Annotated in this window: 23 protein-coding genes, 1 tRNA gene and 1 pseudogene; 20 read left to right on the plus strand and 5 right to left on the minus strand. The window is 69.5% G+C overall.

Going from position 1 to position 17,873, the window contains the following annotated elements; translation table 11 throughout:
* Positions 1-653 precede the first annotated feature (653 nt).
* From OHA34_RS23575 to OHA34_RS23610, 8 genes are all read left to right on the plus strand, one after another.
* A complete protein-coding gene (locus OHA34_RS23575; protein WP_329518935.1) occupies positions 654-1,382 on the plus strand; it encodes a GntR family transcriptional regulator in 729 nt (242 codons plus the stop codon).
* A 127-nt stretch (positions 1,383-1,509) separates the two neighbouring features.
* Positions 1,510-1,929 (plus strand): plasmid replication, integration and excision activator, encoded by a 420-nt coding sequence (locus tag OHA34_RS23580; RefSeq protein ID WP_329518936.1) that lies wholly within the window; start codon positions 1,510-1,512, stop codon positions 1,927-1,929.
* On the plus strand, positions 1,929-2,207 hold the full coding sequence (locus tag OHA34_RS23585) for a hypothetical protein (RefSeq protein WP_329518937.1): 279 nt from the start codon (positions 1,929-1,931) through the stop codon (positions 2,205-2,207). The genes OHA34_RS23580 and OHA34_RS23585 overlap by 1 nt, the downstream gene beginning before the upstream one ends.
* Positions 2,204-2,482, plus strand: a complete 279-nt coding sequence (locus tag OHA34_RS23590; protein WP_329518938.1) for a hypothetical protein — start codon at positions 2,204-2,206, stop codon at positions 2,480-2,482. Before OHA34_RS23585 ends, OHA34_RS23590 begins: the two co-directional genes overlap by 4 nt.
* An 84-nt stretch (positions 2,483-2,566) precedes the next feature.
* Positions 2,567-4,030 carry a cell division protein FtsK gene (locus OHA34_RS23595; protein WP_329518939.1) on the plus strand — a complete coding sequence of 488 codons (1,464 nt, stop codon included), beginning with the start codon at positions 2,567-2,569 and terminating at the stop codon, positions 4,028-4,030.
* Positions 4,027-5,712, plus strand: a complete 1,686-nt coding sequence (locus OHA34_RS23600; protein WP_329518940.1) for a replication initiator — start codon at positions 4,027-4,029, stop codon at positions 5,710-5,712. Before OHA34_RS23595 ends, OHA34_RS23600 begins: the two co-directional genes overlap by 4 nt.
* Positions 5,712-5,960 carry an excisionase family DNA-binding protein gene (locus tag OHA34_RS23605; protein WP_329522439.1) on the plus strand — a complete coding sequence of 83 codons (249 nt, stop codon included), beginning with the start codon at positions 5,712-5,714 and terminating at the stop codon, positions 5,958-5,960. Before OHA34_RS23600 ends, OHA34_RS23605 begins: the two co-directional genes overlap by 1 nt.
* The gene (locus tag OHA34_RS23610; protein WP_329518941.1) at positions 5,960-7,108 is read left to right on the plus strand and encodes a tyrosine-type recombinase/integrase; all 1,149 of its coding nucleotides are present in this window, start codon (positions 5,960-5,962) and stop codon (positions 7,106-7,108) included. The genes OHA34_RS23605 and OHA34_RS23610 overlap by 1 nt, the downstream gene beginning before the upstream one ends.
* Before the next feature lie 65 nt (positions 7,109-7,173).
* Here the strand turns inward: OHA34_RS23610 and OHA34_RS23615 are convergent.
* Positions 7,174-7,246 (minus strand) — tRNA-Ala (locus tag OHA34_RS23615).
* A gap of 239 nt (positions 7,247-7,485) precedes the next feature.
* Entirely contained in the window at positions 7,486-7,605 is a 120-nt protein-coding gene (locus OHA34_RS23620) for a DLW-39 family protein (protein ID WP_211238580.1), read from the minus strand.
* Between the two features lie 215 nt (positions 7,606-7,820).
* Here OHA34_RS23620 and OHA34_RS23625 point away from each other — a divergent pair, with 215 nt between their 5' ends.
* The 10 genes from OHA34_RS23625 (at position 7,821) to OHA34_RS23670 (ending at position 14,920) form a co-directional block, all read left to right on the plus strand.
* Positions 7,821-8,036: a hypothetical protein gene (locus tag OHA34_RS23625; protein WP_329518942.1), complete on the plus strand. Its 216-nt coding sequence runs from the start codon at positions 7,821-7,823 to the stop codon at positions 8,034-8,036.
* Positions 8,037-8,081: 45 nt separating this feature from the next.
* Entirely contained in the window at positions 8,082-8,873 is a 792-nt protein-coding gene (locus tag OHA34_RS23630; protein ID WP_329518943.1) for an SDR family NAD(P)-dependent oxidoreductase, read from the plus strand.
* A gap of 54 nt (positions 8,874-8,927) precedes the next feature.
* Complete coding sequence (locus OHA34_RS23635) at positions 8,928-9,797, plus strand: aldo/keto reductase (RefSeq protein WP_329518944.1); 870 nt, start codon at positions 8,928-8,930, stop codon at positions 9,795-9,797.
* A 162-nt stretch (positions 9,798-9,959) separates the two neighbouring features.
* On the plus strand, positions 9,960-10,538 hold the full coding sequence (locus tag OHA34_RS23640) for a M64 family metallopeptidase (protein ID WP_285939502.1): 579 nt from the start codon (positions 9,960-9,962) through the stop codon (positions 10,536-10,538).
* A 495-nt stretch (positions 10,539-11,033) separates the two neighbouring features.
* The gene (locus OHA34_RS23645) at positions 11,034-11,285 is read left to right on the plus strand and encodes a hypothetical protein (protein ID WP_329518945.1); all 252 of its coding nucleotides are present in this window, start codon (positions 11,034-11,036) and stop codon (positions 11,283-11,285) included.
* Positions 11,286-11,456: 171 nt separating this feature from the next.
* Positions 11,457-12,065: a dihydrofolate reductase family protein gene (locus tag OHA34_RS23650; RefSeq protein ID WP_329518946.1), complete on the plus strand. Its 609-nt coding sequence runs from the start codon at positions 11,457-11,459 to the stop codon at positions 12,063-12,065.
* A 53-nt stretch (positions 12,066-12,118) separates the two neighbouring features.
* Complete coding sequence (locus OHA34_RS23655; RefSeq protein WP_329518947.1) at positions 12,119-12,442, plus strand: YciI family protein; 324 nt, start codon at positions 12,119-12,121, stop codon at positions 12,440-12,442.
* Positions 12,439-13,674 (plus strand): RNA polymerase sigma factor, encoded by a 1,236-nt coding sequence (locus tag OHA34_RS23660; RefSeq protein ID WP_329518948.1) that lies wholly within the window; start codon positions 12,439-12,441, stop codon positions 13,672-13,674. Before OHA34_RS23655 ends, OHA34_RS23660 begins: the two co-directional genes overlap by 4 nt.
* 518 nt (positions 13,675-14,192) lie before the next feature.
* The gene (locus OHA34_RS23665; RefSeq protein ID WP_329518949.1) at positions 14,193-14,447 is read left to right on the plus strand and encodes a hypothetical protein; all 255 of its coding nucleotides are present in this window, start codon (positions 14,193-14,195) and stop codon (positions 14,445-14,447) included.
* Entirely contained in the window at positions 14,444-14,920 is a 477-nt protein-coding gene (locus OHA34_RS23670) for an HIT family protein (RefSeq protein WP_329518950.1), read from the plus strand. Before OHA34_RS23665 ends, OHA34_RS23670 begins: the two co-directional genes overlap by 4 nt.
* Before the next feature lie 62 nt (positions 14,921-14,982).
* Here the strand turns inward: OHA34_RS23670 and OHA34_RS23675 are convergent, their stop codons facing one another.
* The gene (locus tag OHA34_RS23675) at positions 14,983-15,216 is read right to left on the minus strand and encodes a hypothetical protein (protein ID WP_285939495.1); all 234 of its coding nucleotides are present in this window, start codon (positions 15,214-15,216) and stop codon (positions 14,983-14,985) included.
* A gap of 87 nt (positions 15,217-15,303) precedes the next feature.
* The gene (locus OHA34_RS23680) at positions 15,304-15,717 is read right to left on the minus strand and encodes a MerR family transcriptional regulator (RefSeq protein ID WP_285940087.1); all 414 of its coding nucleotides are present in this window, start codon (positions 15,715-15,717) and stop codon (positions 15,304-15,306) included.
* A gap of 5 nt (positions 15,718-15,722) precedes the next feature.
* On the opposite strand from OHA34_RS23680, the pseudogene OHA34_RS23685 reads away from it, so the two are divergent.
* Both OHA34_RS23685 and OHA34_RS23690 read left to right on the plus strand, forming a co-directional pair.
* Positions 15,723-16,202, plus strand: a pseudogene (locus OHA34_RS23685) (methyltransferase domain-containing protein); the annotation flags it as partial.
* A gap of 64 nt (positions 16,203-16,266) precedes the next feature.
* Complete coding sequence (locus OHA34_RS23690; RefSeq protein ID WP_285939494.1) at positions 16,267-16,617, plus strand: VOC family protein; 351 nt, start codon at positions 16,267-16,269, stop codon at positions 16,615-16,617.
* Positions 16,618-17,184: 567 nt separating this feature from the next.
* Here OHA34_RS23690 and OHA34_RS23695 read toward each other — a convergent pair.
* Positions 17,185-17,868, minus strand: a complete 684-nt coding sequence (locus OHA34_RS23695) for a TetR/AcrR family transcriptional regulator (RefSeq protein ID WP_329518951.1) — start codon at positions 17,866-17,868, stop codon at positions 17,185-17,187.
* Between the last annotated feature and the right edge of the window lie 5 nt (positions 17,869-17,873).

Genomic DNA, 17,873 nt, shown 5'->3' on the forward strand with positions numbered 1-17,873 from the left:
GATGAACCCCGGTCTTCGGCAAGAGGTTCTGTGTCTTCGTTGCCCAAGGGGCGGCGGCGCTCCGAGTGATGACGGTGATGCTCTCTGGTGGTTCTGGGCCTGGTCGGGCCCTGAGCGCGGTTCTCCTCCCGACCTTGAACCGTTGTGCCCCGCCTGGGATGTCGAGGCCGCATCGGATCGGATCGCGCGCGTCCTGGAAGTGCCCTTCACCAGCGGCCCGAACACGGCGACGTGATGCGTGCTCCCCGGGTGACACCGCCGCCGGGCATGGACGTGCGGCAGATCGCTCGGGAGATCACGCGGGAACATCCGGGGACCGTGGTCTGGTACGGGTGGGCTACCGGCTCCTGGTGGGCGAAGGTGCGGACGCCGGACGGGACCGAACGCCTAGTAGAGGCGATCACATCCGAAGAGCTGCACAAAGCGATCAAGAACGCACAGATGTGGCCGTGGCCACTTCAGCGATCAGATGGAACGCGGTGAAGATCAAAAGATGAGCAACTGACCCCCGTGCTGGCTCTGCAACCCCCGGCGTCCTTCTTCCGTGTGAAGGGTGGAAGTCGGGGGTTGTGTGCTGCCTGTAGGAGTGACAGGGGGCTCGGGGGCATGATTACCTGTGTCTACTTATGTTGTCGAGCTGTTGGGTGGACTTGATGTCGGACGATGCGGCGTACACCCCGAAGTACGTACAGATCATGGAGACGCTGCGTCGTCGGATCGCTGACGGGACCTATCCGCCCAATGAGACCTTGCCCTCTGAATCCAAGCTGATCAAGGAGTTCGGGGCCTCCCGCCCCACCGTGGTCCGGGCGCTCAATGAGATGCAGCTCAAGGGCGAAGTGCAGCGTGAGCACGGGCGTGGGACGTTCCCGATGCCGCCCCGAGCGTCGGTGTCCGAGCACAGCCGGCCGGGCCTGGCCGTACTGGATCGCCAGGAGACCGAGTCGTCGGTCAAGGTGGATGAGGTGGGTCGTCGGCCTGCGCCGTCTTCGGTGGCCGCGCTGCTGGGGCTGGCTGAATCGGCTCCGGTGCACCTGCGGCGGTATGTGGCGTTCCATGACTCGGTAGCCAGTGAGGTTGTGTCGCTGTGGGCTCCGCTGGACGTCGCGCGCTCGACCGGTCTGGATCATGACGGTCCGCTGACCGTGCCGGTGCGGCGGCTGCTGACGGCCGGGGTCGAGGACCGTCTAACGCGGCTGACCGAGCGGCTGTGTGCTCGTCGTCCGACCGAGATCGAGTCCAAGCTTCTCGGGCTGGGGGCGGCTGAGCCGGTGCTGTCGGTGGTGGGCTCGGTGCTGGATTCAACGGACCGGGCGGTCCTGGTCGTTGAGATCACGCTCCCCGGCACGCTCCACGAGCTTGAGGATAGCTACGCACTGTGATGTGACCTAGGTCACCCCTCAAGATCCTTTTCGCGCATTGCAAACCGGCCTGCGTCACGTAGGCTCATGCATAGCAACTCGACAAGACGAGTTAGCGCAAAGAGGTTCGAGTGAGAGGGTGTTCAACATGGCGGTTCAGGGTCCGTTCAAGGTGGCGTTCGGGGACGTGTTCCCGTTCGGGGCGTTCATCAAGGGCGGGGTAGAGGCGGTCCGGGACTTCGACCGGTCGACCAAGGAGAACTTCGTTCAGGGGCGGGACAAGGACACCGGCGAGTTGGTGTGGTCGGTGGAAGTGCTGGACGCCGACCCGGACTCCAAGGGGACGTTCAAGGTCAAGCTGATGGCGCCGGTTCAGCCGATCCCGCCGGAGGCTCCGAACGGGTTCCCGTTCATCCCGGTCGAGTTCGACGACCTGAGGGTCACCCCGTACGTCAACAGCCAGACCAACCGGCTCGCCTACTCGCTGAAGGCGTCGGCGATGCGTGGCCCCGGCGGGGCGAAGGGTGCGGGTCGTCCGGCGGCCACTGCGGCTAAGGACGCCGCCTGATGGCGGGCCGGGTGTCGGCGCTGTCGCTGCCCATCGACGGAGGCGCGGCGGCTGAGTTCAAGTACTTCCGGGCGCGTACGCCGCTGTTCACGGTCTCGGCGGGCCGGGTGCTGGTCACCCTGACCCTTCCCGAGCGGCTGAGCGCGGGTGATGTGGAGTTCGCGCGGGGTCTGGCCGAGCAGGCTGCGGCGTACGCGGTGGAGGTCGAACGGCTCTACCGGTCCGGGCGCCGTCCCTCGTCGGGTCGTCGCTCGTCGGGGAAGGGGGCGGCGGCGTGAACGCGACCACTAGTTCGCTGAGCGTTCACCTGGGTGAGGGCGCGCGGATCGACTGCTACACCTACCCTCATCGCCCCGACTCCGGCCCGATTCTGGCGATCGACTTCCAGGGCGGATCGCTCTCTCTGTCGTCGCGGTCTCTGGGCGCGGTGGATGCCGGGGACGTGGAGACGGCGCACCGGCTGGCCGAAGCGGTCGCGGTGTACGTGGCCGAGACCGAACGACTCCACGCCCGCAACACCGAACACGCCGCGTCCTCGACGTCGGCTGCCTGAACACGTAGGTGGGGCGGCTGGAGCTGGTACCTCCGGCCGCCCCCTTTCTCTCCCCTGAACGACCAAGAGAGAGGTACCTAGGTTATGTCCTGGGAGTTCCGCAAGACCGGCCCCGGTGAGAATGTTGCGGTCGAGGCGCAGAAGGACCCGTTCGCGGCGCCGAAGTGGGCGCCTCCGGTCTGGCACATGCCCGAGTTCCTCGTCCTGCTCGTCAATGCCGTGCGTGCGCTGGTCGCGACGGTGGTGTTCCTGGTCCGCAACATCGTTCCCGTGTCGGTGGCATCCGGGCTGGGGTGGCTCGGCTACCGGTTCGGCTGGCCGACTCCGGTCCTGGTCGTCGCGCTGGTGCTGGTCGGGCTGGGCGTGTGGGTGACGGTCGACTACCCCTCGTACGTCCGGTACGTGGCTCGTCCGGCTCGGGCGCGGTGGCGACTGGTGGCGGTGTACCGGCGGCACTGGCAACCCGTCCTCGTAACCGCCGGACTCACCAAATCCCACAAGGGCCGGGAGTACCTGCCTTCGATCCTCAAGGTCCGGTCTGGCCCGACCAGTGACCGGGTGCTGGTGAAGATGCTCAAGGGGCAGGCACCCGACGCATGGGAGAAGGTCGCGGCGAACCTGGCGCACGGCTTCGGCGCGACGCTGGTCCGCGTCCGTCAGGGGAACAAGCCCGGCCGGGTCTGGGTGGAGTTCGTCCGAAGTGACGCCCTGGCCTCGCTCGTCCCGGCGTTCCCGGTCCCCGATGCTGCCGACGTCGACCTCAAGGGCGTGGTGGTCGGTCGTCAAGAGAACGGCGACCCGTGGCGGCTGCGGCTGCTGGGAACGCACGTCCTGATCGCGGGGGCGACGGGGGCCGGGAAGGGGTCGGTGATCTGGTCGACGGTCCGGGCGGTGCTGCCGCTGGTCCTGTCGGGGCTAGTCGAGGTGTGGGCGGTCGACCCCAAGCGCATGGAACTGTCCTTCGGCCGTCCCCTGTTCGAACGCTACGGGCGGTACTCCTCGGACCCGAACGGCGGCATGGTCAAGCTGCTGGAGGACGCTGCGGCGGACATGAACGCGCGGGCTGAGGAGTTCGCCGGGGTCACGCGGTCGTTCGTCCCCACGGTTGAGCATCCATTCCGGCTGGTGATCGTGGACGAACTGGCGTTCCTGACCGCCTACTGCCCTGAGCGGGATCTACGCAAGCGCGCCGAGTCGGCCATGGCCGTACTCACCAGCCAGGGCCGTTCGGTCGGGTACTGCGTGATGGGCGCCCAGCAGGACGCGCGTAAAGAGGTCAACAACCTGCGGAACCTGTTCCCCGACCGCATCGCGCTCCGCCTGGACGAAGACGAACAGGTCGACATGATTCTCGGGGACGGTGCACGCGACCGTGGCGCCCTCGCCGACCAGATCTCGTCCGTCCCTGCGATCGGTGCGGGGGTCGGGTTCATCCGGCTGGAAACCACACCCGACCCGATCCGCGTCCGGGCTGCCTACGTCGCCGATGACGACATCCGCGACATGGTGGGCCTGGCCCTCCCCGACCTGGACGGTGAGGCCGCGTGAATCAGCTCACCATCGACGAACCGGCCGCACCCGTCCCGGTCTCGGCTGCCAGCTCGGAAACCTCGCCCGTGGTCAAGACGCTGCCGCCGTTGGCGCGTGGGGTGCTGGAAGCGGTCGCCATCGAGCAGGGCGTGTGCATCCGGCCCGTCCCTATGCGCCGCATCGACCTGGGCACCGGCGCCTCCGAGATCCTCTACGTGCCGTGCGGTCACACGCTCGCCTCGGTGTGTCCTCCGTGCGCTGAACGCAAGCGCAAGCTCCGGGCCGTGCAATGCCGCCAAGGCTGGCACCTCGACCAAGAACCGGTCATCACGCGGGCCGACCCGGGCCAGGAACAGCGCGCGCTGATGGAGTTGCGGGCACGCGCCCAGACCGAACGCGACCACGCCGAACAGAACGGGGCCGCTGCCGGTGAAGGGGTCGAGTTCTGGGACGGGCTCCTTCGTGACCTGGATGTCGAGATCGAACGCTCCGGCGTACGGGGCGCGTTGAAGACCGAAGACCAGGGAGGCCGGCGGACTCGCTCCACCCGACGGCGCCAAGATGCACCCGACCTTCCTCGGCGGCCCGTCGACAACCGCACGGTCGGGAAGGTGTTCCAGGGTAAGGACGGGAAGACGTTCCGGCCCTCGATCTTCCTCACGCTCACCCTGGACTCCTACGGGCGGGTTCGCTCGGACGGAACCCCCGTCGATCCCTCGACCTACGACTACACACGGGCCGCTCGTGACGCGCTGCACTTCCCCAAGCTGATCGACCGGTTCGTGCAGAACCTGCGCAGGTTCGTCGGCCACGACGTCCAGTACTTCGCGGCCGTCGAACCGCAACGGCGTCTTGCTCCGCACCTGCACATGGCAATCCGCGGGACGATCTCCCGCTCGGAACTCCGGCAAGTCGTCGCCGCGACCTACCACCAGGTGTGGTGGCCCTCGACCGACCGCGTTCTCTACCCCGGTGACCGGCTTCCGGCCTGGGACGACTCGGCGGGCGAGAACGGTGGTTACGTCGACAAGACAACCGGTGAAGTCCTCCCGACCTGGGATGACGCGTTGGACAAGCTGGGCCAGGACGACGATGCCGAACCGCTTCACGTGGTCCGCTTCGGCCGCCAAGTCGACGCTCAAGGCGTCCTCGCCGACTCCGATGACTCCCGGCGCTGCATCGGCTACCTGACCAAGTACCTGATGAAGGGCGTCGCCGAATGCCATGACGCCGAGACCGGCTCCCAGCGTGAACACGTCGACCGGATGGCCGAAGCCCTGCGGTTCGAACCGTGCTCACCCACGTGTGCGAACTGGCTTCGCTACGGCATCCAGCCCAAGAACGCCCGTCCGGGGCTGACCCCCGGCTTCTGTAAGGGCAAGGCACATCGGCGCCAACACCTGGGCTACGGCGGACGGCGCGTCCTGGTGTCCCGCAAGTGGTCCGGCAAGACCCTGGCTGACCACAAGGCCGACCGGAAGGCATGGGTCCTTGCCCGGTTGGCTGAGGCCGGAATCGCCGTCACCAACCCGGCCGACCCGCAAGCCGTCCACGTCTGGGAACGCGCCGGACCCGGCGACCCCGACGTCAAACCCCCCGACCGACGACTCCTCCACATGATCAACGAACGTGCCCAACGACGCGCCCAACTCGACCAAGCCACCAACCCCGAACTCTCGGCAACACGGGAGGCAGCGTGATGACTCAGCACCAAGACACGGCGTTCCCCGGTGACGAGCGGCTTCTGACCGTCGTTGAGGCAGCCGAGTGGCTCAACACGTCCGAGCGGTTTCCGCGTCGGCTGATCGAAGAACGACGCATCCGCTTCGTGCGGTACGGGCCTCGGCACGTTCGCATTCCTGAGTCGGCGCTTCGGGAGTTCATCGCAATCCGCATCGTCGAACCCGTCACGGTCGGTGGACGCTCCCGGCGAAGGGTGGCCGCCTGATGGCTGGCAAGCGTCGCTTCGGAAGGGTTCGGCAACTGCCGTCCGGACGCTGGCAAGCTCGCTACCACGGGCCTGATCAGATGGATCATCCGGCGCCGACCACGTTCGCCACCAAGACGGACGCGAATCGGTGGCTGTCGCTGAAGGAAGCGGAGATCGTTTCGGGGGACTGGCTCAACCCGGACGCTGGTCAGGTGTCGTTCAAGGACTACGCCGAAGCCTGGGTGAACGAGCGGCCGGACCTGCGTCTCACAACGGTCACGCGGTACGACGTGCTTCTTCGCAAGCACCTGGTGCCCACGTTCGGTAAATCTGAGGTGGGCAAGATCCTTGACCCGCACGTGCGCCGCTGGCGCAAGCAACTCCTCGACTCCGGAATCGGTCCGGTCACGGTGGCCAAGGCGTACAGGCTCCTCAAGGCCATCTTCAACACAGCGGTCCAAGACGGCCTGATCAAGCGCAACCCCTGCAACATCAAGGGGGCGGGCTCGGAGCACTCTCCCGAACGCCCGGTGCTCGACATCAAGGAAGTCTTCACACTGGCGGACGCGATCGATGAGCGATTCCGCGCGCTCGTGCTGCTGGCCACGTTCGCCAACCTTCGGTGGGGCGAAGCGGTGGCGCTGCGCCGTAAGGATCTCGACCTCAAGGCCGGCACCGTCCGGGTCGAACGGACGCTTGTTGAGGTGAGCGGCCGTCCGTTCCACTTTGGGCCACCCAAGACTGAGGCGGGCGTGCGGACGCTCCCGATCCCGGCAATCGTGCTGCCGCACATGAGAGAGCACGTCCGGAAGTTCGCCGAGGACGGTCCGGACGGTCTGATCTTCGTCGGAGAGAAGGGTGCGCTACTGCGGCGAGCCAACTTCCGGCGCAACTGGCTTCGTGCTCTTGACCGGGCCGGGCTCAAGGACATCCGGTTCCATGATCTGAGGCACACGGGCAACACGTTGGCGGCTATCGCGGGCGCCACGCTCCCCGAACTCAAGGAGCGCATGGGGCACTCCAGCGACCGTGCGGCCATGATCTACCTGCACGCGACGGACGACCGTCACCGTGAGATCGCGGACCTCTTGAGCACGATGGCCAAGACCGCGCTCCGGAAGGCGGGAAAGAAGCGATCGGGCACGCAACGGGCACGGGGCCGGTAGAAGGTGTCGTGAACGACGAAGGCCCAGGTCTGGGAAACCGTCCCTGACCTGGGCTTTCGTTGGGGTGGAGCCACGGGGATTCGAACCCCGGACACCTGGCTTGCAAAGCCAGTGCTCTGCCAACTGAGCTATGGCCCCAGAGGCCCTCGCGGGCGCGCCAAGCCTACCCGGGTGCGGCCCTCATCGTGCACCACGGGACGAGATCGAGGCACTCCGCCGGGCCGGGACCTCCATCGCGCCGGGCGGCACGTGGATGGCACCGGCGGGCGGCGACAGTGGTCCCGGCGAGATCGGGGCAGGCGAGGGTGATCCGCTCTGCTCCGCTCACGCCGGGGCCCGCGTCGAGATCATGTCTTCGACCGGCTACCGCCGGTGGGTCAGCTGTCGGAGGACGTGGCCTCGGTCCACAGGTCCAGTTCGGCGCGGTCCTGCTGGAGCCGGCGCCAGACAGCGAAGCCGCCAAGAGCGACAACGGCGAGAATCAGCAGCTTCTTCACGGTGGGGACCCCTTCACCTCGACTATGAAAGCCATTCCCGGGGAATCAATCGGTTCAGTGAGTACTCCCCCAGGGCTCTCCGCAGCCTAGCAACCGATCCCGGGCGCTCCGCACCCACTCGCCGTTATCGGACTGATCGTCCAACCGGGATCGGTGCCGTCGGGCTGCCGGGGCGCGGCGAGGGCGGGGTGGGCGACGACGGTCAGGGAGTCCTGATGAGGGCAGAGGACGACTTCGGGCTCTGGGAGCGCGAACTGGAGCCGCGGCTCGTCCGGGAGCCGAGCGAGCCCGGGGGACGCGGCATGCTGCTGGTCGCCACCGCCACGGCGCTGGGCTGCGCGGCGCTGATCGCGCTCGGTGAGGTGCCGCTCGGCTCCGCCGGGCTCGTCCTCTCGTCGCTCATCCTGCTGCTCTGGCGGCTCGGCATGTGAGCCACCCCCTTTGCGGGCCGGGCCGTCGGTGCGATCATTTCCGCCATGGATCTTCGCGGTGCGAACGTTCTGCTGACAGGCGCGTCCGGCGGCATCGGGCGGGTCCTCGCCACCGCGCTCGCCGCGCGGGGCGGCAAGGTGGTACTCACCGGGCGGCGGGCCGACGTGCTCGAACCGCTGGCCGAACGGCTCGGCGGGACGGCCATCGCCGCCGACCTCGCCGAACGCGGCGCGGCCGAGGAGCTGCTGGCCGCGGCGGGCCGGGTGGACGTGCTGGTGGCCAACGCCGCGCTGCCCGCGTCCGGGCTGCTCGACGGCTACTCGGTCGAGGAGATCGACCGTGCGCTGGAGGTGAACCTGCGGGCCCCGATCGTGATGGCCAAGCTGGCCGGCGCGCAGATGGCCGGCCGTGGCCGCGGGCACCTGGTCTTCGTGTCGTCGCTGTCCGGCAAGACCGCGTCCGGGCACGCGTCGCTCTACAACGCCACCAAGTTCGGGATGCGCGGCTTCGCGTTGGCGCTGCGCGAGGACATGCGCCCTCACGGCGTCGGCGTGTCGACGGTGTTCCCGGGGTTCATCCGGGACGCGGGCATGTTCGCCGACGCGCGGGTACGGCTGCCGCGCGGCGTCGGGACCCGCACCCCGCAGGACGTCGCGCGGGCCACCGTCCGGGCCGTCGAGCGGAACGTCGGCGAGATCGACGTGGCGCCGCTCGGCCTGCGGCTGGGCGCGCTGCTCGGCGGGGCCGCGCCCGCGCTGTCCGCCGCGGTGCTGCGCCGCACGGGCGGCGACCGGGTCGCCCGGGGGCTGGCCGACGGGCAGCAGGGCAAGCGCTGATCTCCGGCCGTCCGGCGCGGGTGATCAAATGAGAGGGAGACAAAGGGGATCGTCATGACCGAATCGACCGATCGGCCCGTCGCGGCGAGCGGCACCTTCTCCCTCGGTGGAGACCTTCCCGTGCACCGGCTCGGGTACGGCGCGATGCGCCTCACCGGCAAGGGCGCCTGGGGCGAGCCCGCTGACAGGCCGGAGGCGGTCCGGGTGCTGCGCCGGGCCGTCGAGCTGGGCGTGAACCTGATCGACACGGCCGATTCCTACGGTCCGTTCGTCAGCGAGGACCTGATCGCCGAAGCGCTGCACCCGTACCCTGCCGACCTGGTCATCGCGACCAAGGGCGGGTTCACCCGGCAGGGCCCGGGCCAGTGGCAGCCGGTGGGCCGTCCCGAATACCTGCGGCAGTGCGTGGAGATGAGCCTGCGGCGGCTGAGGCTGGAGCGCATCGACCTCTACCAGTTGCACCGCATCGACGCGAAGGTCCCGCTGGACGAGCAGCTCGGCGCGCTGCGCGATCTGCGGGACGAGGGCAAGATCCGCCACATCGGACTCTCCGAGGTGACGGTGGAGGAGGTGGCGGCGGCGCGCGAGCACGTCGAGATCGTCTCGGTGCAGAACCTCTACAACCTCGCCTCGCGCAAGTCCGAGGACGTGCTGGCCCACTGCGCCGAGCAGGGCATCGCGTTCATCCCCTGGTTCCCGCTGGCCACCGGCAAGCTGGCCGGGCCGGGCGGCGTCCTGGACGAGGCGGCGGCCCGGCACGGCGCCTCCCCGGCGCAGCTCGCGCTGGCGTGGCTGCTGCACCGGTCGCCGGTGGTACTGCCCATCCCCGGCACGTCCAAGGTCGCGCATCTGGAGGACAACCTCGCCGCGGCGTTGGTGACGCTGACGGGCGACGAGGTCGGCCGGCTGACCGCGCTCGGCTGACGGCGGTCCTCGCCCGAGGGCGACTTCTCCTCCGGGGAGGTGACGACAAAATCGGATCTTCTCTCAATAATCCGCTCAACCCGCCCGATCGGCGGACGAAGCGGGCACGCCGTCCCCCTGGACCGATCTCGTCCACCGTGCGCGCCCCGAGGAGGTTCGCGCGTGCCGAGAGCGGAGTCGAGGACCGGTCGGGGGGCCGACCCGAAGGTCAGGAAGATCACAGCGGCGGTGCTGTCCGCCGCCGTGCCGCTGACGATGCTCGCCGCGCCGCCGCCGGCCGCGGCCGGCACCGCCCCGGCGATGGTGGTGCCGATCCAGGTGACCGGCGATCCGGCCAAGCGGTTCAACCTGGTGGTCATGGGCGACGGGTACACCGCCGCGGACATGCCCGCGTTCCGCGCCGACCTCGACCGGCACCTGAACGACCTGTGGGCCCTTGAGCCGTTCAAGTCCTACCGCAGCTACGTCAACGTGTACGCCGTGGAGATCACCTCACCCGAGTCCGGGGTGAGCTGCGATCCGGAGCTATCCGCCCCGCACCGGACGACGCCGCTGAGCATGGCATTCCGGAGCGGTTGCGAGCAGGACGGGCTCCAGCGGCTGCTGGTCATGGACTCCGACGCCGCCAAGACCTACGCCGACCTCGTCAAGGGCACCGGCGCAGGCAACCCAGATCCAGGCCCTGACCCTGCACGCCCACGACCTCAAGGAAGACAACGGGCGCCTTCGTCAGCAGCTTGAGCGCTCAAGTGGCCTCACCCGACTCCCCGACAATCCAACGCCGGCGCCGCAGGAGACTCCAGCAGCCATCTCGCCGGAAGGGATGCACAGTCAATGACGCCGAGCATCGATGAGGCCCGGGACGGCCACGTCAGGACCGGGTTGCGGAGAGCTCAGGCAGTGCGGCGGTCTTCGCGGTTCCACTTGGTGGCCTAGCGGGCGGCCAGCACAGCGTCCTGTTCGGGGGCGCCGTCAGGTCCTCATCCCGGATCACGGATGCGTGCAAAGTGGGGTAGCGCGGAACGCGGTGATTTCAGCCGCCCTAGCTTAGCTGGTCAACCGCTTGAGGACTGTTGAGCCACATCAGGCAAGTGCGCGTGCACCCCTGGCGTGCGTAGCGCAGCGAGCCGGCGATGGCGGTGAGGGTGATGTAGGGGACGGCACTGGCTGGGGTGTTGGTCGATTGCCTGGCGGCAGTGGCTGATCGACGGCGGCGATGCGGGTGGAGTACACCCGGTGCGCCTTGCGGACGGTCGGTCCGGCGGCGTGGTCGGCCAGGGCGGCGCTCTGTTGCGGTGCGGCATGGTGCAGCGTGAGCGGGGCAGTGAGGCGGACCGAGCGGATGGTCTGGCCGGCGTTGATGGCCTTGCAGGCGGCTACGCCACCGACGAGGTTGCCCTCGCGCCCGAGCCGTTCGACGCCCGCCACCACTGGTGGATCTTCGTGATCGATCTGGTCCAAGAGCTTGTCCGCGCTGGGCGCGTTTGAGGTGGTGGAGCGCTGTCGCCGAAACTGTCGTGTTGTCGGATCGCTGACGACCGGCGTCCCGGAAGATTCTTCAAAGAAGTCCGGGAGGGGGTGTCGGATCGGGGCGGTGGTGTTCGTAGCAGGGGTGAGGCCGCCAGCAAGGGGCGGCGCCAAGGCAAAGGAACCGCGATCATGAAGCTGACGACCATGACCCAGATCTCCATTGATGGAGTCATGCAGAACAACGGCGCCCCCACGGACGACCACCCGAATGGGTTCGAGCGCGGCGGATGGGCCCTGGGGAAGGGCGACGACGGGACCAGGACGTTCATCACGCAGGCCTACCAGCGCGCCGAGGCGTTCCTGTTCGGCCGGCGCACCTATGAGTTGTTCGCCGGCTCCTGGGGATCAATCGACCAGATGCGCGCACATCCCATCGGCGTGGCCTTGAACGAGGCCCCCAAGTACGTTGCCTCGACCACGCTCACCGCGCCGCGTTGGGAGGACACGACCGTTCTCCGCGGTGACCTCGCGGCGGCCATCGGCGAGCTGAAGGCCAAGCCCGGGGGTGAGCTGCAGGTGCACGGGAGCGGCGCCCTGGTCCGGTGGCTGCTGGCCAACGATCTGGTCGATGAGATGACTCTGATCGTGATCCCGGTGATCGTTGGCCTGGGCGCGAGACTGTTCCCGGAGACCGGTCCGGATCTTGCGCTCGACCTGGTCGAGTCGCGGGTCGACTCCAGGGGCGTGACGATCCAGGTCTACCGGCCGGCCGGTCGCCCGCGGTATGCAACGGCTTGAGGTCCCTGACCACCGAACCACGCTGTCTTGACACCGCAGGAGATGATCTTCAGATGCAGTACCTGGTTTCCGTGATCGATGACAAGAGCGATCCCGGCAGCACGGACAGGCGGCCTGCCATCAGCGCGTTCAACGAACGACTGATCGCCGAGGGCCACTGGGTCTTCGCGGGCGGACTCGCCTCGCCCGACACGGCCACCGTCATCGACAACCGGGGCGAGCAGGCGGTGTTCAGCGACGGGCCTTTCGTGGAGTCGAAGGAGTACCTCGCCGGCGTCTGGGTGTGGGAGGCCCCCGATCTGGATGTGGCGCTCAAGCTCGCCGCCGAGGCGTCGAGGATCTGCGATCGGAAGATCGAGGTGCGGCCGTTCCAGTGAGCGACGTCGAGGAGGCGATCACCCGGGCCCACCACGCGGAGTGGGCGCGGGTGATCGCCTCCCTGACCAGGCGCTTCGGTGATCTCGACATCGCCGAGGAGGCGGCGGCCGAGGCGTTCGCGACCGCCGTCGAGCGGTGGCCTACCGACGGCGTACCGCCCAACCCCGGCGCCTGGCTGACCACCACCGCCAACCGCAAGGCCATCGACCGGATCCGGCGCGAGAACAAACGCGACGACAAGCACAAGGAGGCTCAGATGGTGTACGACAACACCCCACCCGAGCCTGTCGGCGCCATCGACGACGACCGGCTCCGGCTGATCTTCACCTGCTGTCACCCGGCGCTGGCGATGCAGACCCGCGTGACGCTGACCCTGCGCATGGTCGGCGGTCTGACCGTGCCCGAGATCGCCCGCGCCTACCTGGTGCAGGGGACCACCATGGAGCAGCGCATCACCCGCGCGAAGGCCAAGATCAAGGCGGCTCGCATCCCCTATCGCGTGCCGGCCGTGGAGGATCTCCCGGCACGCGTGTCTGGCGTGCTCGCCGTCCTGTACCTGGTGTTCAACGAGGGCTACCTGGCCACCGGCCCCGACACCGATCCCCTACGTCACGACTTGACCGCCGAGGCGATCCGGCTCACCCGCCTGATCCGTACCCTCCTGCCCGGCGACGGTGAGGTGACCGGGCTGCTGGCGCTGATGCTCCTCACCGAGGCCCGCCGCCCCGCCCGGGTCTCGGCCAGCGGCGAACTGGTCCCCCTGGACGAGCAGGACCGCGGGGCCTGGGACGCGACACTGATCGCCGAAGGTCACCGGCTGGTGCGCGAGCGCCTCGCCGCTGCCGCCGCCGGGGCGGCTCCGGGCCGCTACCAGATCCTCGCCGCGATCAACGCCGTCCACACCTCCGCCCGCGACATGCGCGACACCGACTGGTCGCAGATCCTCGCCCTCTACGACCAGCTCGCCCGCCTCGACCCCTCGCCGATCATCGCCCTCAACCGGGCCATCGCGGTCGCCGAGCTCGACGGCCCGCAGGTGGCACTGGCAGCCATCGACCGCCTCCAGGACAACCTGGCCGGCTATCACGCCTACCACGCCACCCGCGCCGACCTGCTGCGCCGGCTCGGCCAAAGCCAGCAGTCACGCGCCGCCTACGACAAAGCCATCGAACTGGCCGGCAACACCGCCGAGACCGCCTACCTGACCCGCCGCCGCGATCAACTGCGATAGCACCCGCCGATCCCGACCAAAACCCCGCGCAGCGGCGGCCGACCCCGGGGCGCCCTGCCGATGCATTCCGCAACCTGTCGGGGTACCGGTAGCACTGACGAAGTTTCGGTCGGATATGGCCGCGACCTGCTGTGGTGACGAGGCGTAGGCCCAGAGATCCTGAAGCTGGGCGAGCCGCAAGCGGGGTGGGCCTCAGGGCAGTCCGCGGTGCCGGGTGGGGTGGTGTCAGCGGACGGGGCGGGTTGGAACGTTCGCGCTGTATCGGAGGGGGCCGGCTCCTCTGAGGAGGGGAAGCGGCTCCTATTCGAACGGCGACGCGCGTCCTGGCTGGGTGCTCCGAGTTGTCCGAACTGGCCAGGTCTGCCTTCCCGTGGCGTGGACCGACGGTCAGCCGCGCAAACGTCCGACGACGTCCAGCACGCTCACCCCTCAGAGGCGGCCTGAGGCTGTCGAGGGCCGCGCAGAGCACCCAGGCTGCGGGGAAAGCCCCCGAATACGTCTTCGACGGCCCGTTCACCATGCGGCTCACCGGCACCGACGACCGCGCGGGCGTGGTCGTACCGGAGTTCCGGGTGGACGGGGACGGCTGGTTCAACTACTTCGGCTGGCCGACCGACTCGCGCGCCCCCTTCCGCTTCTCCGAGACCGGAACGGTCATCGACCACCTCACCTATGGCAGGCTCGCCAAGGGGCGGCACACCATCGAGTACCGCGCCATCGACCCGTCCGGGAACGTCAGGCGGGCGAAGAAGTTCATCGTGACCCTGCGTTGACGGGAGTGCCCGTGGTGACCGCCGGCTGCGTCGCCTGCGACCTCGCGTCCGGAGCGCTCCCCCTCCCCGGCGGCCGGATCGCCGAGGCGCCGGGGTGGGTGGTGGAGCACTGCATCGGCCCGCTCGGCGTCGGCACCCTCGTGGTCAAGCCCGTCCGCCACGTCGTCCACCTGGCCGACCTGGACGCGGCGGAGAGCGCGGCCCTGGGCCCGCTGCTGGCCCGGACCGCGTCGGCGGTCACGGAGGCCGTCCGGCCTGACCAGGTGTACGCCTGCCTGTGGTCGCACTCGGGCGGCGAGCCCGTACACATCCACTTCGTGGTGCAGCCGGTCACGAAGGCCGACATGGAACGCACCGGGACGTACGGGCCGGACCTCCAGATGACGATGTTCCGGGACGGGACGCCACCGGACCCATCGGCCGTCGAGGCCGTCTGCGACCGCGTCCGAGCCGTCATGGCGCGCACAAGCTGAGCACTGGGCTGTGTTCAAGGCCCGGCCCGGCGTGCTCGGTGCGGGCCGTCGCACCGGACAGGTCAGGCGGAGAAGATGTGCCGGAGCCGCCACCGGTCGGTGTCACGGCCGAGTTCCGCGACGGCGACGCCGTCGGCGCCGGTCACCCGGACCCGGTAGACCTGGGCCTCGGCGGACGATCCGTAGGTCTTCAGGATCTCGTCCACCGAGTAGCGCGACCCCCGCCACACGTACGCGGTGAGCCGGCCGGACGCGTCTCGCTCGGCGCGGATCGGCTCGTTCAGAAGGTGCCCCATAGGTCCCCGACCCTAGCACCACTTCGAACTGGTGTTCGCAGGTCGCGGCAGGTCCGGGGCCCTTCGCAAGGCCCCTGTCCACGCCCCTCACGCCCCCTCGGATCGGCACCGGATCCCGTCGGCCGGGCGTGGCGCGACCGGGCCGTCCAGGCGGGCATCGCTGCTCGCGCCGGCGTCGACGCGATCGGCGATCAGCGCCTGGAACCGTCCACAGGTGGTGAGGTCCTCATGCTCGCAGCCGAGCGCGCAGTCGATGAGCGCGAGCGACGCCCGCGCCTCGGCGATCCGCCGGACGAGGCCGGCCCGATGGCGGCGCAGGACCTCGCGGCGGGCGTCCGGCGCCCTGGCCGCGAACATCTCGTGGATGTCCTCCAGCTTGAAGCCCGCCTCCTTCGCGCGCAGGATCATCGCCACCCGGGCGAGGTCGTCCCTCCCGTAGCGGCGCCGTTCTCCGGACCCGCGCGCCGGCGCGAGCAGCCCCATGGACTCCCAGTGCCGCAGGACGCGCGCTCCCGTTCGAGGACGGGGAGGCGGCCGGGTACCGCGCCGACAAGGTGCTGCACGACCTGGTCCCGGAGCGCGCGCTCGCCGAGGCGCGGCGCGTCCTCGCCCCGGGCGGACGCGCCGTCCTGATCGGCCAGGACTGGGACACCATCGTGATCGACTCCGGCGACCCGGTCCTCACCCGGACGATCGTGCACGCCCGCGCGGACCTGGTCAGGTCCCCGCGCGCCGCGCGCGGGCACCGCCGCCTGCTGCTGGACGCGGGCTTCCAGGACGTGACCGTCGAGGTGCTCACCGGCGTCTTCACCGGCGAGGCGATGGTCCCGATGGTCTCCGGCTTCGCCGAGGCCGCCCGGGGCGCGGGCGCGATCAGCCGGGCCGAGGCGGACCGCTGGCTCGCCGACCAGCGCGAACGCGCCCGCGCGGACCGGTGCTTCCTCGCGCTCCCGATCTTCCTCGCCGCTGCCTCCCGCCGCCCGTAGCGGCCGACGCGCGGGTCGCGGGTCCGGGCGGCGGGTACGACCACGGGTGCGCGAAGGGGGAGCCATGATCAATGGGGCGCATGTCATCGTCTACAGCCGCGACGCGGACGCCGACCGGGCGTTCATCCGCGACGTGCTCGGGTTCGCGGGCGTCGACGCGGGCCAGGGCTGGCTGATCTTCAAGCTGCCGCCGGCCGAACTCGCGGCGCATCCGACCGACGGCCCGCCGCGGTACGAGTTCTCGCTGATGTGCGACGACATCGAGGCCACACTCGCCGGGCTGGTCGCGCGGGACGTGGTGATCGCCAAGCCGGTGAGCGACGAGGGCTGGGGACTGCTCGCGGCGATCCGGCTGCCCAGCGGGGCCGATCTGCCGATCTACGAGCCGCGGCATCCGCTGGCCCGCTCCGTGTGACCGGCGCCGTCCGGATCAAACCCCCGTCGTCCACAGGCTGGGGGAAACTTTTCACACACCCTCCAGCCTGCGCGGGCAGTGCTTTTGGGGCTCTTATTCCACAGCGATATCCCCAGGCGGCGGGGGCTTTCCACCAGTTGTGCACCTCCCGGCCCCGGGGATGCGCGGACCGCCGCCCACGCCCGCTGTCCACGGCGCTTTCCACAGCCTGTGGATAACTACTGTGCACAGCCTGGGAATTGTGGGTGCGGCGTCTGTCCACCGCCCATCCCCAGGTTGCCCCCAACCCCCTGGAGAAGTTGTCCACTCCGTGGAAAAGCCGATGACCAGGCAGAAGAACACGTTGCGCGCATGGTCGCACACAGGCTGTTCACAGCCTGTGGGTAAAGTGCCTCCACAGGCCCCCGCCAGCGGTGGATTGCACTACCCACCGGAAATCCCCAGCTCGATCCCCAGGGCGGCGGGGACCGTGCACAGCACGATCCCGGCTGTGCACGGCCGTCCTCCAGCCGACACACCGTCGGCGCGGCAGTGATCACGAATGGGCGGGCCGGCGCGGCCCGCCGGTCAGGGGCAGGAGCGGTCGACGACCGCGCGGGCGGCGCGGCGGGCGGCCCGCACCACCTCGGGAACCGGTTCGAGCGAGGCGGCCGACATGGCGCCGTCGAGAAGGATCGTCAGTTCGCGGGCCAGCAGCGCGGGATCTGCTGCGCCCGCGGCCTCGGCAAGGTCGCGCGTCCAGGCCAGGACCGCCCGCTTGTGCGCGATCGTGGCCTCGTGCACCGCGGTGCCGGGCCGGGACTCGCTGGCGGTGTTGATGAAGGCGCAGCCGCGGAAACCGCCCTCGCCCCTTTCCGTTCCCTCCTCCCCTCCGCCGTCCGTCACCTTGATCGCGTCGAACATGCCGGTCAGCGCCTCGCGCGGATCATTCCCGGAGGCCGCCGCCGCGGCGGCGGCGGCCTCTCGCAGCATCCGGCGCCATTTCTCGTCGGCCTGCCGCAGATAGGCCAGCACCAGCTCGTCCTTGGACCGGAAGTGCGCGTAGAGGGTCGCCTTCGCCACCCCCGAGTCGGCGATGATCCTGTCGATCCCGACGCCCCGGATGCCGTGCGCGTAGAAGAGGTCGGTCGCGGTTCGCAGGATCCGATCGCGAGCGGGTTCACGGGCGGATCCGCGGGCGGGATCGCGCGGCGCGGCTCCGGCACTCGCGGCACTCCGGTCCGCGGCCGGGCCCTTGTCGATGCGTGTCATCGGGC

It is taken from the genome of Spirillospora sp. NBC_01491 (genome assembly GCF_036227065.1).
Taxonomy (GTDB): Bacteria; Actinomycetota; Actinomycetes; order Streptosporangiales; family Streptosporangiaceae; genus Spirillospora; species Spirillospora xylanilytica.

What these genes read in the sequence shown, in the direction of transcription:
- OHA34_RS23585 (WP_329518937.1), top strand. Translation starts at nt 1,929, where the DNA reads ATGGCGGGCCGGGTGTCGGCGCTGTCGCTGCCCATCGACGGAGGCGCG.
- OHA34_RS23655 (WP_329518947.1), top strand. Translation starts at nt 12,119, where the DNA reads ATGCAGTACCTGGTTTCCGTGATCGATGACAAGAGCGATCCCGGCAGC.
- OHA34_RS23580 (WP_329518936.1), top strand. Translation starts at nt 1,510, where the DNA reads ATGGCGGTTCAGGGTCCGTTCAAGGTGGCGTTCGGGGACGTGTTCCCG.
- OHA34_RS23595 (WP_329518939.1), top strand. Translation starts at nt 2,567, where the DNA reads ATGTCCTGGGAGTTCCGCAAGACCGGCCCCGGTGAGAATGTTGCGGTC.
- OHA34_RS23635 (WP_329518944.1), top strand. Translation starts at nt 8,928, where the DNA reads ATGACCGAATCGACCGATCGGCCCGTCGCGGCGAGCGGCACCTTCTCC.
- OHA34_RS23575 (WP_329518935.1), top strand. Translation starts at nt 654, where the DNA reads ATGTCGGACGATGCGGCGTACACCCCGAAGTACGTACAGATCATGGAG.
- OHA34_RS23625 (WP_329518942.1), top strand. Translation starts at nt 7,821, where the DNA reads ATGAGGGCAGAGGACGACTTCGGGCTCTGGGAGCGCGAACTGGAGCCG.
- OHA34_RS23650 (WP_329518946.1), top strand. Translation starts at nt 11,457, where the DNA reads ATGAAGCTGACGACCATGACCCAGATCTCCATTGATGGAGTCATGCAG.
- OHA34_RS23695 (WP_329518951.1), bottom strand. Translation starts at nt 17,868, where the DNA reads ATGACACGCATCGACAAGGGCCCGGCCGCGGACCGGAGTGCCGCGAGT.
- OHA34_RS23605 (WP_329522439.1), top strand. Translation starts at nt 5,712, where the DNA reads ATGACTCAGCACCAAGACACGGCGTTCCCCGGTGACGAGCGGCTTCTG.
- OHA34_RS23675 (WP_285939495.1), bottom strand. Translation starts at nt 15,216, where the DNA reads ATGGGGCACCTTCTGAACGAGCCGATCCGCGCCGAGCGAGACGCGTCC.
- OHA34_RS23610 (WP_329518941.1), top strand. Translation starts at nt 5,960, where the DNA reads ATGGCTGGCAAGCGTCGCTTCGGAAGGGTTCGGCAACTGCCGTCCGGA.
- OHA34_RS23630 (WP_329518943.1), top strand. Translation starts at nt 8,082, where the DNA reads ATGGATCTTCGCGGTGCGAACGTTCTGCTGACAGGCGCGTCCGGCGGC.
- OHA34_RS23690 (WP_285939494.1), top strand. Translation starts at nt 16,267, where the DNA reads ATGATCAATGGGGCGCATGTCATCGTCTACAGCCGCGACGCGGACGCC.
- OHA34_RS23665 (WP_329518949.1), top strand. Translation starts at nt 14,193, where the DNA reads ATGCGGCTCACCGGCACCGACGACCGCGCGGGCGTGGTCGTACCGGAG.